A 14,378-nucleotide genomic window follows, 5' to 3' on the forward strand; every position below is an offset into this window, starting at 1 on the left:
CTCCGATGACGATCTTGATCGACAGGGATCAAGGTATAACGAGTCCGGCGCTGGTGCCGGCGGAGCGTGATCTCGCGCGCGACCATGGCGAGCTCACCATCGGTCTGATCAACAACATGCCTGATACGGCGCTGAAGGCGACCGAGCGGCAGTTCATGAAGCTGCTTCAGGCCGCGGCCGGCGCGCACCGCATCCGCTTCCACTGCTTTTCGCTGCCGTCCGTAAAACGCTCGCCGGAAGCGAAGTGGCATGTCGAGAGCGAATATTCCGATCTCGCGGATCTCAGGCGGCACAGATTCGACGGCCTGATCGTGACCGGAGCCGAGCCGGTCGCACCCGAGCTCGACCAGGAGCCGTATTGGCGGGATCTCACCGACCTGATCGACTGGGCCAAGCTCAACACGCGCTCCACGATCTGGTCGTGCCTCGCCGCGCATGCGGCGGTGCTGCATCTCGACCGTATCGAACGGCGGCGCCTGCCGGCCAAATGTCACGGCATCTTCGACTGCGAAGCCGTGACGGACGATGCCCTGACCCGCGCGGCGCCCGCGCCGCTGAAAGTCTCGCATTCGCGCCTGAACGAGATCGCCGAGAGCGATCTCGACGAGGCCGGCTATCAGGTGCTGACACGTTCGCTTCAGGCCGGCGTCGACGTCTTCGTCCGGCAATATGCCAGCCGCTTCGTGTTCTTCCAGGGCCATCCGGAGTACGATGCGTTGTCGCTCCAGCGCGAATATCTGCGCGACATCGGCCGCTATCTCGCCCGTGAGCGCGAGACCTATCCGCACCTGCCGGTGAGCTATTTTGACGCAGCCACGGAGGAAAAGCTCCTCCGCTTCGAGAAGCAGGCGAAGCACCAGCGTCATCCGGCGCTGACCAACGAGCTGCCCGCGCTGAATCTGCGCACGGATATCGCGGCCGGCAGCGCGGCGGCGGTGCTTTTCCGCAACTGGCTGCAATATCTCGGCGCGGATGCCGACGCGTCGGTCGTGCCGCGCTAGATCGGGGCGGCGGGTTCCGTTAGGACTAACGAAGTGTGAAGCTTGCCTCGGGCCGCGCACGAATGTTTGATTGAGCGAATCGGGGCAAACGGGAAATGCGGTCGTGTGGTCGGCACTCCAGGGACGCGTGAGCAATCGGCTGGCCCGGCATTTCCGCGCCGCGCCGCACCGCCTGCCCGCGCATGCGCCGATGGTGAGCTTCACCTTCGATGACGCTCCCGACAGCGCCGCAGGCGAGGGCGCTTCGCTCCTCGAAGCGCATGGCGGCCGCGGCACATATTACATCGCCGGCAGCCTGATCGACCGTCCGTCGGACCATTGGCATGGCCTGTCGAATGACGCCATCGTGCGGCTGCACCGCGCCGGCCACGAGATCGCCTGCCACACCTTCTCGCACCAGAGCTCGGCCGATCTCGACGAGGCCGCGATGGCCCGCGAGATCGAGCGCAACCGCAGTCATTTCCGCGGCATCGATTCTTCGATCGTGTTGGAGAACTTTGCCTACCCTTATGGCATCGCCTCGATTTGGCGGAAGCCCCAGCTCGCCAAAGCGTTCCGCTCGGCGCGCGGCATCCTGCCCGGCGTCAACAGCGACGTCATCGACCTCCAGTTCCTGCGCGCTTCGCCCTTGGTCAACTACGAGATCGATGCGGCCGGAGTAGATCGCTATTTCGACGAAGCCATCGCGAGCGGCGGATGGCTGATCTTCTACAGCCATGACGTCGTCGATGCCCCCAGCCCCTATGGCTGCACGCCGCACCTGATGCGCCACGCGCTGGAGGCGGCGGGGAAGCGCAGCATGCCGATCGTGACCGTCGCCGAGGCATTGCGAAGGATCGGGGCGTAGTTTTTCACCTCAGCTCAACCCCCTCAGCGCGGGCGAAGCTCGCGCGCAACGGTGCAAGCCCCGCAAACAGTCTTGCCATGCCCGCGCCAGCATGCGACTGGCCTTGTGACAAATCCCAAAGCATCGCTCCAGCACCATGTCCACATCCTCCACCGCTCCGCTGCCTGCGCCGGCCACCGGCCGTGACGCGCTGTCGGTGCTGCATTCGGTGTTCGGCCTGCCGGGGTTCCGCGGCGCACAGGGCGAGATCATTCGGCACGTTACCGACGGCGGCAATTGCCTCGTGCTGATGCCGACCGGCGGCGGCAAGTCGCTGTGCTACCAGCTCCCATCACTGCTACGCGAGGGCTGCGGCATCGTGGTCTCGCCGTTGATTGCGCTGATGCGCGACCAGGTCGCCGGCCTGATCGAAGCCGGCGTCAACGCTGCGGCGCTGAATTCGTCGCTGTCGTTCCAGGAGGCGTCCGACATCGAGCGGCGGCTGATCGCGGGCGATCTCGACCTGCTCTATGTCGCGCCGGAACGGCTGGTGACGCCGCGCTGCCTGTCGCTGCTGGCGCAGGCGAAGGTGGCGCTGTTCGCGATCGATGAGGCGCATTGCGTCTCGCAATGGGGGCACGACTTCCGCCCCGAATATGTCGGCCTCTCCATCATCGCCGAGCGCTTTCCCGAGGTGCCGCGGATCGCGCTGACTGCGACCGCCGATGAGCTGACGCGCAAGGAGATCGTCGAGCGGCTTCAGCTCACGGACGCGCCGCAATTCGTCTCGAGCTTCGACCGGCCGAACATCCGCTACGAGATCGTCGACAAGCGCAACGCGGTGTCGCAGCTCAAGGACTTCATCCGGGAGCGACATGCCGGCGATGCCGGCGTGGTCTATTGCCTGTCGCGCAACCGCGTCGAGGAGGTCGCCGCCGCACTCGACGATGCCGGCATTCCCGCGCTGCCCTATCATGCCGGTCTCGACGGAAGCGTGCGCTCGCGCAACCAGGACCGCTTCCTCAACGAGGACGGCATCGTCATCGTCGCGACCGTCGCCTTCGGCATGGGCATCGACAAGCCCGACGTGCGTTTCGTCGCCCATCTCGACCTGCCCAAGAGCATCGAGGCCTATTACCAGGAAACCGGTCGTGCCGGCCGCGACGGCAAGCCGTCGGCCGCGTGGATGGCCTATGGGCTCTCGGACATCGTGCAGCAGCGCCGCATGATCGACGAGTCCAGCGGCTCCGACGATTTCAAGCGGGTCTCGATCCGCAAGCTCGACGCACTGGTCGGTCTCGCCGAGACCGCACACTGCCGCCGCAAACGGCTGCTCGGCTATTTCGGCGAGATCGTCATGGGCGAGACTTGCGGCAACTGCGACAACTGCCTGACGCCGCCGAAGATGCGCGACGGCAAGGTGCTGGCGCAGAAGCTGCTGTCCTGCGCCTATCGCACCGGCCAGCGTTTCGGCGCGATGCACCTGATCGACGTGCTGATCGGCCGCTTGACCGAGAAGGTGACGCAGTTCGGCCACGACAAATTGTCGGTGTTCGGCATCGGGCGCGAGCTCAACGAGAAGCAGTGGCGCACAGTGTTGCGGCAGCTGGTGGCGATGGGCCATTTGCAGAGCGACAGCGAAGCCTATGGCGCGCTGAAGCTGACGGACTCTTCGCGCGGCGTGCTGCGTGGTGAGACCGAGGTCTGGCTGCGCGAGGAAGCGCCCGGCACGCGTGTCCGCGCCAGCCGCTCCAAATCCCGCCGCGGCGATCTCGCCCGGCCGCAAACGCGCCGCAAGGCGACGTCGATCCCGAATTGCGCGCGCGGCTGCGCTCCTGGCGCTCAGACGTCGCGCGCGAGCGCGGTGTGCCGGCCTATGTCGTGCTGCACGATGCCACCATCGACGGCATCGTCCGCGCCTGGCCGACGACGCTCGACGAATTGCGCAATGTGCCTGGTATCGGCGACAAGAAGCTCGAGCATTATGGCGAAGAGCTGTTGCAGATCATCAGGACGCGGTAGGGGCGCCGCCGTTATCTCCGCTGTCGTCCCGGACAAGCGAAGCGCAGATCCGGGACCCATAACCACAGGAAGCGGTTTGACGATGACTCGCGGTTGCCAGCTCACGCCACACATCTCCCTGTGGCTATGGGTCCCCGCGTTCGCGGGGACGACAGCGGAGGGGGAGGCGAGACGCCGGTCTACTCACCCGTTCCGGAACGCATAAGCATAGCCGTTCAGCGCCGGTGCGCCGCCGAGATGCGCGTACAGGATCTTCGCGCCCTTCTCGAAATGGTCCTTCTGCACCAGGTCGATCAGGCCCTGCATCGACTTGCCCTCATAGACGGGGTCGGTGATCATGCCTTCCAGACGCGCGGTGAGGCGGATCGCGTCCTTGGTCTCGTCCGATGGCACACCATAGGCGGGATAGGCGTAGTCCTCGATCAGCACGACGTCGTCGGCGACGAGGTCCTGGCCGAGTTCGACGAGCTTGGCGGTGTTCTGCGCGATCTCGAGCACCTGGGCCTTGGTCTGTGCCGGCGTGAACGACGCATCGATGCCGATCACCTTGCGCGCACGGCCGTCCGCCGCGAAGCCGACCAGCATGCCGGCATGGGTCGAGCCGGTGACGGTGCAGACGATGATGTAATCGAACTTGAAGCCGAGCTCCTTCTCCTGCTTGCGGACCTCCTCGGCGAAGCCGACATAGCCGAGCCCGCCGAACTTGTGCACGGAGGCGCCGGCGGGAATCGCGTAGGGCTTGCCGCCCGCCGCCTTCACTTCCTCGATCGCCTGCTCCCAGCTCTTGCGGATGCCGATGTCGAAGCCGTCGTCGACGAGGCGCACATCGGCGCCCATGATGCGGGAGAGCATGATGTTGCCGACGCGGTCATAGACCGCATCCTCGTGCGGCACCCAGGCCTCCTGCACCAGGCGGCACTTCATGCCGATCTTGGCGGCGACCGCCGCGATCATGCGGGTGTGGTTCGATTGCACGCCGCCGATCGACACCAGCGTGTCGGCGTTTGAGGCGATCGCATCGGGGATGATGTATTCGAGCTTGCGCAGCTTGTTGCCGCCATAGGCAAGGCCGGAATTGCAGTCCTCACGCTTGGCATAGATCTCGACCTTGCCGCCCAGATGCTTTGACAGCCGCTCCAGCTTCTCGATGGGCGTCGGGCCGAAGGTCAGCGGGTAGCGCGGAAATTTGTCGAGCTTCATGGGATATCCCGATTGGCGTTGAGGTCTGGGGACGTCGCTAGCATCAACCCGGGAAAATGTGCTCTCGAATATTGCGCCCATATTGCGCGCTATCTTGCGAGGATGGCGGCTTCACGGCATATTCCTTCCGAATTATACCATAGATGCGGAAGCTTCTTCCATGGCCGCCCGGCTCGATCGCACTGACCTTAAGATCTTGAGATTGCTTCAGAATAACGGCCGGCTCAGCAATGCGGAGCTGGCTGAAACCGTGGCGATCAGCCCCGCCACCTGCCATCGCCGCACCCAGCGGCTGTTCGAGGGCGGCTTCATCGCGACCGTCCGGGCCATGGTGGCGCCGAAGAAGGTGGCGAAGGGCACGCTGGTGATGGTCGGCGTCGTGCTCGACCGCTCGACGCCGGAGAGCTTTGCGACTTTCGAGCAGGCGATCGCCAAGCTGAAATTTGTGCTCGACTGCCATCTCGTCGCCGGCGACTTCGACTACTTCCTCAAGATTCGCGTCGGCGACATGGAGGACTTCAACCGCATCCATGGCGAGCAGCTCATCGCGCTGCCCGGCGTGCGCCAGACCCGCACCTTCTTCGTGATGAAGGAGGTCGTCGACAACGCGCCGCTGGAGTTTTGAGCACGCGCTGGTGCTTCAACGCCACTTTTCGAATCGCACGGTCGTCACGGCAACTTCACTTGCCATGCAGGCGCACGCGCGCGAGCCTCGGCGCTTCTCAACGAGGAGATCCTGCCGTGCGCCTCCTTCTCGATCCCAAGGATCTGACCGCCGAACAGAAGCCGCTCTATGACGACATGCGAGCGGGCATCAAGGACCACTTCAAGGGCTTCGTGAACATGCGCGACGACGGCGCGCTGCTCGGGCCATGGAATCCCTGGATTCGCGAGCCGCGCTTTGGTGGGCCGGTGTGGGAGCTGGTCAAGGCGGTTGCGTCGAACCCGCTGCTGCCGGCGCCGGTGCGCGAGGTCGCTATCCTCGTCACCGGCTCGCATTTCCGCTCCGGCTACGAGCTCTACGCCCATGTGCTGGTCGCCGAGCAGCGCGGCCTCTCCGACGAGAAGCTCGCGACCATCGTCGCTGGCCAGCGGCCGGTCGATCTCACCAAGCAGGAAGCGGTCGCCTATGACATGGCCTCGGCGCTGGTCAGCGGCGGCGTGCTGCCGGAGCTGACCTACCGGGCGGCGGTGAAGGAGTTCGGCGAGCACGGCGCGGCCGAGCTGTCCTATCTCGTCGGCGTCTATTGCATGGTCTCGGTCACGCTCAACACCTTCGACGTGCCGGTGCCGGACTAAAAGCCGCTTCGTTCGATCACTCCGCCGCCTTGCTCGCAGGCGGCGGCGGTGCGAAGGCGATGCAGCGATTGCGGCCTTCGGCCTTGGCCTGATAGAGCGCATGATCCGCGGCGCCCATCAGGGCGTCGATGCCGGACATGCTGACGGTGGCCTCCGCGATGCCGATGCTCACGGTGAGACCGAATTGAATCTCGCCGGCGAGAACCTGCGTGCTCATCACGCGCTTGCGGATGCGCTCGGCGACAGTCCTCGCCCGCGACAGGCTGGTCTCGGGCAGCAGCACGGCGAATTCCTCGCCGCCGAGACGGCCGACGATGTCCGACTTCCGCTTGCCGTCGAGGCAGGCGGCCGCGACCGCCTTGATCGCGGCATCGCCCACCGCATGGCCGTAGCGATCGTTGACCGATTTGAAGTGGTCGATATCGAGCATCAGCACCGAGACGGCGCGATAGTAGCGCTGGAAGCGGCTCCATTCCGCATCGAGGTTGTCGAGGAAGTGACGGCGGTTGTAGAGGCCGGTGAGCGGATCGGTGGTGGCGAGCGTCTCCAGCATCGCGGCTTTTTGCGTCAGATCGGTGATGTCGACATAGGTCAGCATGCGCCCGCCGTTCAACATCGTGGTGCAATGGGCCCTGATGCGCCTTCCGTCAGGCGTCTGCAGGTCGCGCACGTGATCGCCGGCCTTGACCTCCTCGACGCGTCTTGCCGGAAATTTCGCAAGCTCGTTCGTTGGCAGATTGGGTGCGCTGGCGCGGTGCAGGCGTCGCACCAGCGACGAATAGGCAGGCCGGCTTGCGGCCTCGTCTTCGCTGACCTCCCAGAATCGCCGCATGCGCCGGTTCATGAAGGTGGCGTGCAGGTCGGAGTCGAGAAGGAGGACGCCGTCCTGGACGTTCTCCAGCGCATCCCTCAGCAGCTTCAGTTCGTCCGAGGCGCGCACGATGTCGGTGACGGGCGTATAGGTCAGCATACGTCCCCCATCGGGCAACGGCGTGACCTGGACGCGCACCACATCGCCGTTGGTGCGGCGCAGATCGATCGGCGTCGGATCGCCCGCCTCGATCACCCGGACGCGCTCCGCCACCAGGGCATCGAGCTCAGGGTCGGGCACCTCATAGGCGCCGGTGTCGCGGCCGTGATGAAGCAGCGTGAGGATGGAGGGATTGCTGTCGGCGACCTCGTCGGGCAGGCGCCACATCTGGCGAAACGACTGGTTGATCAGGCGCGCCCGGAGATGGGAGTCGAGCAGCACGATGCCGGTCGGCACATGATCGAGCGCGGCGCGCAGTGCCAGCATCTGGCCGCGCATCAGCGCGTCGGACGAGCGCTCCCGCTCCTCGCCGGTCGGGTGCTCGCTGCCAGGCCGCTCGAATGCGACTCCGACCTGGCGGTCGGATCGCCAGATCACGCGGCAGGCCAGGATCTCGCGGCCCGCGAGCCTGAGTTGGAAACGGTCGGGCACGCCGAGGCCGCTCTCCATCTCGAGCGTCGCGGCCTCCTCGGTCAGCCGGCGCACGACGCAATCGATCGAGGACTGGCCGAAATTGAAGAAAATCTTCCCGGCAAGGAACGTCCGTTCCGAGACCAAGCGGGACATTCGCAGCCTCCAACGCGAATACGATGCGACAAGCCGGCCTAGTGTCGCGCAAGGTTCCTTGCGGCGATGTAACGGAATAGAAGTTTTGGGATGAGGATTAACGATCGGTTGACGGGCGGCGCGCTTTATCCAAAATCCGCTATGGCCGCAGTCAGTTTCGCACGGCGTAGAGTGGCGTGCGCAAGGTCAGCTGATAGGCCGGCTTTGGCATCCACGCGATCTGCGCGGTGATGCCGAACAGGCGGTTGTCGTTGTCGTCCATGCGGTCGAGGTCGAGGCGCAGGATCGGCTGGGTGAAGGACTCCGCCAAGGTCCGGCCAGCGAGCTGCGCGCCGCCGAACGACTGCACGCCGAGCCGCCCGGTGAACTTCCAGTTGCTCGGCCATTGGTAATAGCCACCGGCATAGAGGATCGTGTTCGGCTTGATCCTGGCCAACTGGCTGGCGATGTCGGTGTGAGTGTACTGCACGCCCGCGAGCCAGCCTCGCGTCTCGTCCTCGTCGAGCGCGTAGTCGAATTCCAGGATGTTGTTGAACGAGTTCGTCATGCCCTGCTCGTTCGGCACCGACTGCGTCAGGGTCGATTGCAGCGTGATGGTCGGGATCTTCCCGCCGTTCTGCTGATAGAGGTCGGCCTGCACGCCGATGTTCCAGCTCGTGATGTCGAACGACGACCAGCCGCCGCCGATGTCGGTGGTCGAGCCCGACACGCCGCCATAGAGCGAGACGCGGTCGGTCACGTCGACGGTCAGCGGCAGGTCGACGGCAATGGCTTTCGCCGCCGGCAAGCCGTTCGGCAGCGTCGTGCCGCGTTGTGCTGCCAGCGCTTCGAACGCGGCCGACAAGGACGTGTTGCCGAAGCCGAGCCCGAGCGTGCCTGCGGGGATCGCCGCATAGATGGTGCGGAGATCGAGGTAGATGTTCGGGATGGCGGGCTTTGCGGGTTTGTCCTCGTCGTCATCGGCGGCGAAGGCAGCGCCTGCCGAGATCGTCAGGCCAAGCAGCCCGATCACGACGGGCAAGGCCGGACGGTATGATCGGCGAGAATGGGACACGTGACAATCCGGCGCGTGGCGCTCTGATGACGGAATCGTGTTCTAGATGGAACGTGATCATTCGCGCGGTCAAGCGCTATCCGCAAGCGGTGGACGAGGCGGATGTGCGCGGTTACCCTGCCGTGATCGCATTGACACACTCGCCGGCCAGAGTGCGGCCGGACAATGGAAGGACGACAGACATGAACACGTCACGCCGCATTTTGCTCACGGGTCTGGCGGGGCTTGCTGTTGCTCCGGCCGCGGTCGCCGCCGCCCCGTCGTCCGAGCCCGGGGACGTGACGGTCGCCGAAGAGCGCTTTGCTCGCACGATCGCCGCCGCCCATGCGCCCGATATCAACTGCGCGCGGCAGGCGGAACGGTATGCGGACGCGCACTGGCCGGAATATGTAGTGGCAGCCAGGGCGGTGATTGGCGCGCGCGTGTGAGTCGCGCTTTTATTTCTCCACCGCCCGCCTGACCTGCTCGCCGATCTGCGACAGCACGAGCTGGGCCTGTGGCAGGATCGCGCCCATGGCGTGGAAGTTGTGGACCATGCCGTCATGGCAGACGTGCTCGACCGCGACGCCCGCGGCGAGCAGCTTGCGGGCATAGGCATTGCCCTCGTCGCGCATCGGATCGAACTCGGCGGTGTGGATGATCGCCGTCGGCAGGCCCGCGAGCCGTGTCGCGCGCAGCGGCGAGATGCGGGGATCGGCGGCGTCCAGGCCCTCGGGCAGATAGTCGGCGAGATCGGCCTCGATCGTGACGCGGTCGATCAGATGGCCCTCGGCGAATTCCTCGCGCGAGGGCGAGGTCTCCTCGAAATCCAGCACCGGGCAGATCAGGCATTGCGCGACGATGGAAAGGCCGGCGCTTTGCGCGGCTTCCTGGCACACGATCGCAGCCAACGTGGCGCCGGCGGAATCGCCGCCGACCACCAGCCGTTCGGCGTCGATGCCGAGCGAAGCCGCTTCGCGCGCGACCCATTCGGTTGCGGCGATCGCATCGTCCACGGCGGCCGGGAATTGATGTTCGGGCGCGAGCCGGTAGTCGATCGAGACGAGGCGGCAGCCGGTTGCATGCGCCAGCGCCGCGGCGATGCGGTCATGCGTGGCAATGCTGCCGGCGACGAGGCCGCCGCCATGAAAGAACACGAAGCCCGGCGCGTGCTCGCCGGCGCTTGGGGGTGAATAAAGCCGATAGGACAGCGCTCCGCCGGGGCCGGGCAGCGTGCCATCTGACGCCGTCACGTCAGGCGCGTCAGCGCGCACGAATTGCATCAGCTTCGCCAGCGACTGCCGCCGCGCCTCGACGCTCGGCCGGCTCCGTGCTTGGGACCCGGCCGCAGCCATCATGGTCAACAAACGCTTTGCGAGCGGATCGAGCGGCATGGGACACTCCGTGACGTGCGCGTACTATAGCGGATTTGCTCAGTCTTACCCTCCCCTGGAGGGTATCCAAATCCCGCAGCAAATCGTTTAGAAATTGGGACAATAGTGCCGGAACATTTCCAGGGGAGGCCGGTCATGGCCGAGATCAAGAAGCCGATCGAATATTCGCCGAGCTGGACCTTCTTCGAGGGCAAATGGCACGACGGCAATGTGCCGATCATGGGCCCGCGCACGCATGCGGCCTGGCTCGGCTCGGTCGTGTTCGACGGCGCGCGCGCTTTCGAGGGCGTCGCGCCCGATCTCGACCGCCACGTCGCCCGCGCCAATCAATCCGCGATCAACTTTGGCCTGAAGCCGGTGGTCGATGCCGGAACCTGGCTCACGCTCGCGAACGAGGGCATCGCGCGCTTTGCACCGAATGCCGAGCTCTATGTGCGTCCGATGTACTGGGCGCAGAACGGCTCGGGCGGCGGCGTGCTGTTCGACCCCGAGACCACCAATTGGTGCCTGTGCATCTACGAAGCGCCGATGCCGAAGCCTGCCGGCAACGCCATCACGCTGTCGCCGTTCCGCAGGCCCACCGCCGAATGTGCGCCGGTCGAAGCCAAGGCCGCCTGTCTCTATCCGAACAATTCGCGCGCGCTCGCAGAGGCCGCCGCGCGCGGCTTCCAGAACGCACTGATGCTCGACATGCTCGGCAACGTCGCGGAGTTCGGCAATTCCAACGTGTTCATGGCCAAAGACGGCGTGGTGTTCACGCCGGTGCCGAACGGCACCTTCCTCAACGGCATCACGCGCCAGCGCGTCATCAGCCTGCTTCGCGGCGACGGCGTCACCGTGGTCGAGAAGACACTGCGTTATGCCGACTTCCTCGCCGCCGACGAGATTTTTTCAACCGGCAATTTTGCAAAAGTCGCGCCGGTGATCCGCATCGACGAGCGCGAGCTGAAGCCGGGTCCGCTCTATACCAAGGCGCGAAAACTCTATTGGGACTTTGCGCATGCGGTGAAGCTGGCGGCTTGATCTGGACGTTCCGCCGTCATGCCCCGGGCTTGTCCCGGGCATCCACGTTCTTCTTCGCCGTGATGCGTGGATGGCCGGGACAAGCCCGGCCATGACAGAGCTAAGCCAGTCGCCGAAACCGGCTGAACTGAAACGCCTGCGTCGAATCCCACGGCGTGTGATGCGTCTCGCGGCGCGTCTCGACCAGCGCGAATTCCGGCCCGAGCTCTGCGGCAAGGCTCGCGCTGTCGTGCCGCTGCACCGGCAGGCCGCTGCATTTCTCCGGACCATCAGGCGCAAACGTCGCGATGATGACATGCCCTTCTGGTTTGACCGCCGTCCGCAGGCGCTCGACATAAGCAGCCCTGTCGTGCGGGTCGGTCAGGAAGTGAAACGCCGCGCGATCGTGCCAGACATCGTAGGTCTTCATTGGCCGCCACGTCGTGGCATCGGCGACGATCCAGTCGACCGTTGAAGCGGCGGCGCCGATCCGCTTCTTGGTCGCATCAAGCGCGTCGGCGGAAAGATCCAGCACAGCGAGATCGCGATATCCGTCCCGCAGCAGCGCATCGACCAGCCGCGAGGCCCCGCCGCCGATATCGATGATGGCCGCGTCATGGTCCGGAGCGGCCGCGCGAATCATTTCGAGGGAGATCGTTGGGCTGGCCTGAAACCAGCTGACCTCGGTCTCGCCCTTGGTGGCGTAGACGCTCTGCCAGTGCGTGGTGCGGTCAGACATGGCGGCTCCGGCCTCGGCCGGGGGACAGCAGCGCGCAAGCGGCGCTGCCGGGATCAAGTGGCAATTCGCGCGTCCGCCGGAGGCGGACGCGCCGGCGCGAACGAAGGGCTACTCGTCCTTCTTCGACATCTGTTCGAGGCGCTCCTGCATTTCCTTCATCTGCTGGCGCAGGTCGTCGATGTTGCTGTCCTTGGGCGCCTCGGCGCTCGCATCGGGCTCCGGCTCGGGGCTCGCTGCCGGGCGGGGCGCGGCGAACGGCTTGAACATCGAGAAGGTCTGTTGGAACAGCTCCATGTTGCGGCGGACCTGCTCCTCCAGCGGCGCGAACGGCGTGCCGGACAGCGTGTTGGCGATCTGCTTGCGGAATTTCTCCTGCTCCTGGGTCAGCGTCGCGATCGACTGCTCCAGATATTTCGGCACCACCATCTGCATGCTGTCGCCGTAGAAGCGGATCAGCTGGCGCAGGAAGGTGGTCGGCAACAGGTTCTGGCCGGCCTTGTTCTCCTGCTCGAAGATGATCTGGGCCAGCACGGAGCGGGTGATGTCGTCGCCGGTCTTGGCGTCGTAGACCAGGAAATCTTCGCCGTCCTTGACCATGGCGGCGAGGTCTTCCAGCGTCACGTAGGTGCTCGTTCCGGTGTTATAGAGCCGGCGGTTCGCGTATTTCTTGATCGTGGTGGGTTGGTCTGATTTCGCCATGGGCTCTCACTTGCAAAACGCTGAGAACGGGAACCCGGCGGCTATGCCGCAGGGCGGGAAGAGTACGCAACGCAACAAAATAAGCATTTTCAAAGGGGTCACGCTACCGTTTTGTGCGCCACGGTTAATCGGGCAGCAAAAACATGCTTGCGAAAGCGCCAAGAACGCTATTTTGAATGCGCTGCGGTATGGATTCGGTCGTCGGCCGATTGACATGCCTCAACGACGTTAACAGGATGCCTGACGAGACTGACGGGCCTTTTCCCAACCGCCCGCCTGCCCCTTTTTAGAAAACCTCAAGCCCCAGGAGATGCCCATGTCAGACGATGTCGTCATCGTCAGCGCCGCCCGCACCCCGGTCGGAAGCTTCAACGGAGCGTTCGCGACCCTTCCCGCCCATGACCTCGGCGCCGTCGCCATCAAGGCCGCGCTGGAGCGTGGTGGCATCGAGCCGGCCGGGTCTCGGAAGTCATCATGGGCCAGATCCTGACCGCGGCCCAGGGCCAGAACCCCGCCCGCCAAGCCTCGATCATAGCCGGCATTCCGGTCGAAAGCCCGGCCTGGGGCGTGAACCAGCTTTGCGGCTCCGGCCTGCGCACCGTTGCGCTCGGCTACCAGGCGCTGCTCAACGGCGATTCGGAGATCGTGGTCGCCGGCGGCCAGGAATCCATGAGCATGGCTCCGCACGCCCAGCACCTGCGCGGCGGCGTCAAGATGGGCGGCCTCGAATTGGTCGACACCATGATCAAGGACGGCCTGTGGGATGCCTTCAACGGCTACCACATGGGCAACACCGCCGAGAACGTCGCGCGGCAGTGGCAGATCACCCGCGCCCAGCAGGACGAGTTCGCCGTTGCCTCGCAGCAGAAGGCCGAGGCCGCGCAGAAGGCCGGCAAGTTCAAGGACGAGATCGTTCCCGTCACCATCAAGACCCGCAAGGGCGACGTCGTCGTCAGCGACGACGAATATCCGCGCCATGGCGCAACGCTCGATGCGATGGCCAAGCTCAAGCCCGCCTTCGAGAAGGACGGCACGGTTACCGCAGGCTCGGCCTCCGGCATCAACGACGGCGCTGCCGCCGTGGTGCTGATGACCGCCAAGCAGGCGGCCAAGGAAGGCAAGAAGCCGCTCGCGCGCATCGTGTCGTGGGCGCAGGCCGGCGTCGATCCGAAGATCATGGGATCGGCCGATCCCGGCCTCGCGCGCCGCACTGAAGAAGGCCGGCTGGAACGTCGGCGATCTCGACCTGATCGAGGCCAACGAGGCCTTCGCGGCGCAGGCCTGCGCCGTGAATAAGGACCTCGGCTGGGATACCTCGAAGGTCAACGTCAACGGCGGCGCGATCGCGATCGGCCATCCCGTCGGCGCCTCGGGCGCGCGCGTGCTGGTGACCTTGCTGCACGAGATGCAGAAGCGCGATGCGAAGAAGGGCCTCGCCACGTTGTGCATCGGCGGCGGCATGGGTATCGCGATGTGTCTGGCGCGCGACTGAACGTCGCCGGCGAGAAACTGACGCGTGCGCCGCACACCTGATTGAGTGCGTTGCACGCGACTAAAAAGGCGGCG

Annotated in this window: 12 protein-coding genes and 2 pseudogenes; 8 read left to right on the forward strand and 6 right to left on the reverse strand. The window is 65.3% G+C overall.

Going from position 1 to position 14,378, the window contains the following annotated elements; translation table 11 throughout:
• Window positions 1-5 precede the first annotated feature (5 nt).
• From metA to recQ, 3 genes and pseudogenes are all read left to right on the forward strand, one after another.
• Window positions 6-1,001: a homoserine O-succinyltransferase MetA gene (gene metA, locus FOM02_RS38820; RefSeq protein WP_027563504.1), complete on the forward strand. Its 996-nt coding sequence runs from the start codon at window positions 6-8 to the stop codon at window positions 999-1,001.
• 103 nt (window positions 1,002-1,104) lie between these two features.
• Window positions 1,105-1,848 carry a polysaccharide deacetylase family protein gene (locus FOM02_RS38825; RefSeq protein ID WP_027563503.1) on the forward strand — a complete coding sequence of 248 codons (744 nt, stop codon included), beginning with the start codon at window positions 1,105-1,107 and terminating at the stop codon, window positions 1,846-1,848.
• A 136-nt stretch (window positions 1,849-1,984) separates the two neighbouring features.
• Window positions 1,985-3,849, forward strand: a pseudogene (recQ, locus tag FOM02_RS38830) (DNA helicase RecQ).
• 183 nt (window positions 3,850-4,032) lie between these two features.
• Here recQ and FOM02_RS38835 read toward each other — a convergent pair.
• On the reverse strand, window positions 4,033-5,049 hold the full coding sequence (locus FOM02_RS38835) for a 1-aminocyclopropane-1-carboxylate deaminase (RefSeq protein WP_027563501.1): 1,017 nt from the start codon (window positions 5,047-5,049) through the stop codon (window positions 4,033-4,035).
• A gap of 160 nt (window positions 5,050-5,209) precedes the next feature.
• Here FOM02_RS38835 and FOM02_RS38840 point away from each other — a divergent pair, with 160 nt between their 5' ends.
• On the forward strand, window positions 5,210-5,674 hold the full coding sequence (locus FOM02_RS38840; protein ID WP_027563500.1) for an Lrp/AsnC family transcriptional regulator: 465 nt from the start codon (window positions 5,210-5,212) through the stop codon (window positions 5,672-5,674).
• 116 nt (window positions 5,675-5,790) lie between these two features.
• Window positions 5,791-6,348, forward strand: a complete 558-nt coding sequence (locus FOM02_RS38845) for a carboxymuconolactone decarboxylase family protein (RefSeq protein WP_265440989.1) — start codon at window positions 5,791-5,793, stop codon at window positions 6,346-6,348.
• A 16-nt stretch (window positions 6,349-6,364) separates the two neighbouring features.
• Here FOM02_RS38845 and FOM02_RS38850 read toward each other — a convergent pair whose 3' ends face one another.
• Both FOM02_RS38850 and FOM02_RS38855 read right to left on the reverse strand, forming a co-directional pair.
• Window positions 6,365-7,945 (reverse strand): sensor domain-containing diguanylate cyclase, encoded by a 1,581-nt coding sequence (locus FOM02_RS38850; RefSeq protein WP_027563498.1) that lies wholly within the window; start codon window positions 7,943-7,945, stop codon window positions 6,365-6,367.
• Window positions 7,946-8,096: 151 nt separating this feature from the next.
• Window positions 8,097-8,999 (reverse strand): hypothetical protein, encoded by a 903-nt coding sequence (locus FOM02_RS38855; RefSeq protein ID WP_051378263.1) that lies wholly within the window; start codon window positions 8,997-8,999, stop codon window positions 8,097-8,099.
• Between the two features lie 182 nt (window positions 9,000-9,181).
• Between FOM02_RS38855 and FOM02_RS38860 the strand changes: the two genes are divergently transcribed.
• On the forward strand, window positions 9,182-9,427 hold the full coding sequence (locus tag FOM02_RS38860; protein WP_027563496.1) for a hypothetical protein: 246 nt from the start codon (window positions 9,182-9,184) through the stop codon (window positions 9,425-9,427).
• A gap of 9 nt (window positions 9,428-9,436) precedes the next feature.
• Here the strand turns inward: FOM02_RS38860 and FOM02_RS38865 are convergent, their stop codons facing one another.
• Window positions 9,437-10,372: an alpha/beta hydrolase gene (locus FOM02_RS38865; protein ID WP_027563495.1), complete on the reverse strand. Its 936-nt coding sequence runs from the start codon at window positions 10,370-10,372 to the stop codon at window positions 9,437-9,439.
• A 135-nt stretch (window positions 10,373-10,507) separates the two neighbouring features.
• Between FOM02_RS38865 and FOM02_RS38870 the strand changes: the two genes are divergently transcribed.
• On the forward strand, window positions 10,508-11,395 hold the full coding sequence (locus FOM02_RS38870; protein WP_027563494.1) for a branched-chain amino acid aminotransferase: 888 nt from the start codon (window positions 10,508-10,510) through the stop codon (window positions 11,393-11,395).
• Between the two features lie 100 nt (window positions 11,396-11,495).
• On the opposite strand, the gene FOM02_RS38875 is transcribed toward FOM02_RS38870, so the two are convergent.
• Complete coding sequence (locus FOM02_RS38875) at window positions 11,496-12,113, reverse strand: class I SAM-dependent methyltransferase (protein ID WP_027563493.1); 618 nt, start codon at window positions 12,111-12,113, stop codon at window positions 11,496-11,498.
• A 108-nt stretch (window positions 12,114-12,221) separates the two neighbouring features.
• A complete protein-coding gene (phaR, locus tag FOM02_RS38880) occupies window positions 12,222-12,812 on the reverse strand; it encodes a polyhydroxyalkanoate synthesis repressor PhaR (RefSeq protein WP_027563492.1) in 591 nt (196 codons plus the stop codon).
• A gap of 316 nt (window positions 12,813-13,128) precedes the next feature.
• Between phaR and FOM02_RS38885 the strand changes: the two are divergent.
• A pseudogene (locus FOM02_RS38885) lies at window positions 13,129-14,304 on the forward strand (acetyl-CoA C-acetyltransferase).
• The last annotated feature ends 74 nt before the right edge of the window (window positions 14,305-14,378 follow it).

The organism is Bradyrhizobium sp. SEMIA (genome assembly GCF_014844175.1).
GTDB classification, from domain to species: domain Bacteria; phylum Pseudomonadota; class Alphaproteobacteria; order Rhizobiales; family Xanthobacteraceae; genus Bradyrhizobium; species Bradyrhizobium arachidis.

Bases quoted from the DNA above. Each gene is read 5' to 3' on its own strand.
- phaR (WP_027563492.1), bottom strand. From the start codon at position 12,812: ATGGCGAAATCAGACCAACCCACCACGATCAAGAAATACGCGAACCGC.
- FOM02_RS38875 (WP_027563493.1), bottom strand. From the start codon at position 12,113: ATGTCTGACCGCACCACGCACTGGCAGAGCGTCTACGCCACCAAGGGC.
- FOM02_RS38835 (WP_027563501.1), bottom strand. From the start codon at position 5,049: ATGAAGCTCGACAAATTTCCGCGCTACCCGCTGACCTTCGGCCCGACG.
- FOM02_RS38850 (WP_027563498.1), bottom strand. From the start codon at position 7,945: ATGTCCCGCTTGGTCTCGGAACGGACGTTCCTTGCCGGGAAGATTTTC.
- FOM02_RS38860 (WP_027563496.1), top strand. From the start codon at position 9,182: ATGAACACGTCACGCCGCATTTTGCTCACGGGTCTGGCGGGGCTTGCT.
- FOM02_RS38840 (WP_027563500.1), top strand. From the start codon at position 5,210: ATGGCCGCCCGGCTCGATCGCACTGACCTTAAGATCTTGAGATTGCTT.
- FOM02_RS38870 (WP_027563494.1), top strand. From the start codon at position 10,508: ATGGCCGAGATCAAGAAGCCGATCGAATATTCGCCGAGCTGGACCTTC.
- metA (WP_027563504.1), top strand. From the start codon at position 6: ATGACGATCTTGATCGACAGGGATCAAGGTATAACGAGTCCGGCGCTG.
- FOM02_RS38865 (WP_027563495.1), bottom strand. From the start codon at position 10,372: ATGCCGCTCGATCCGCTCGCAAAGCGTTTGTTGACCATGATGGCTGCG.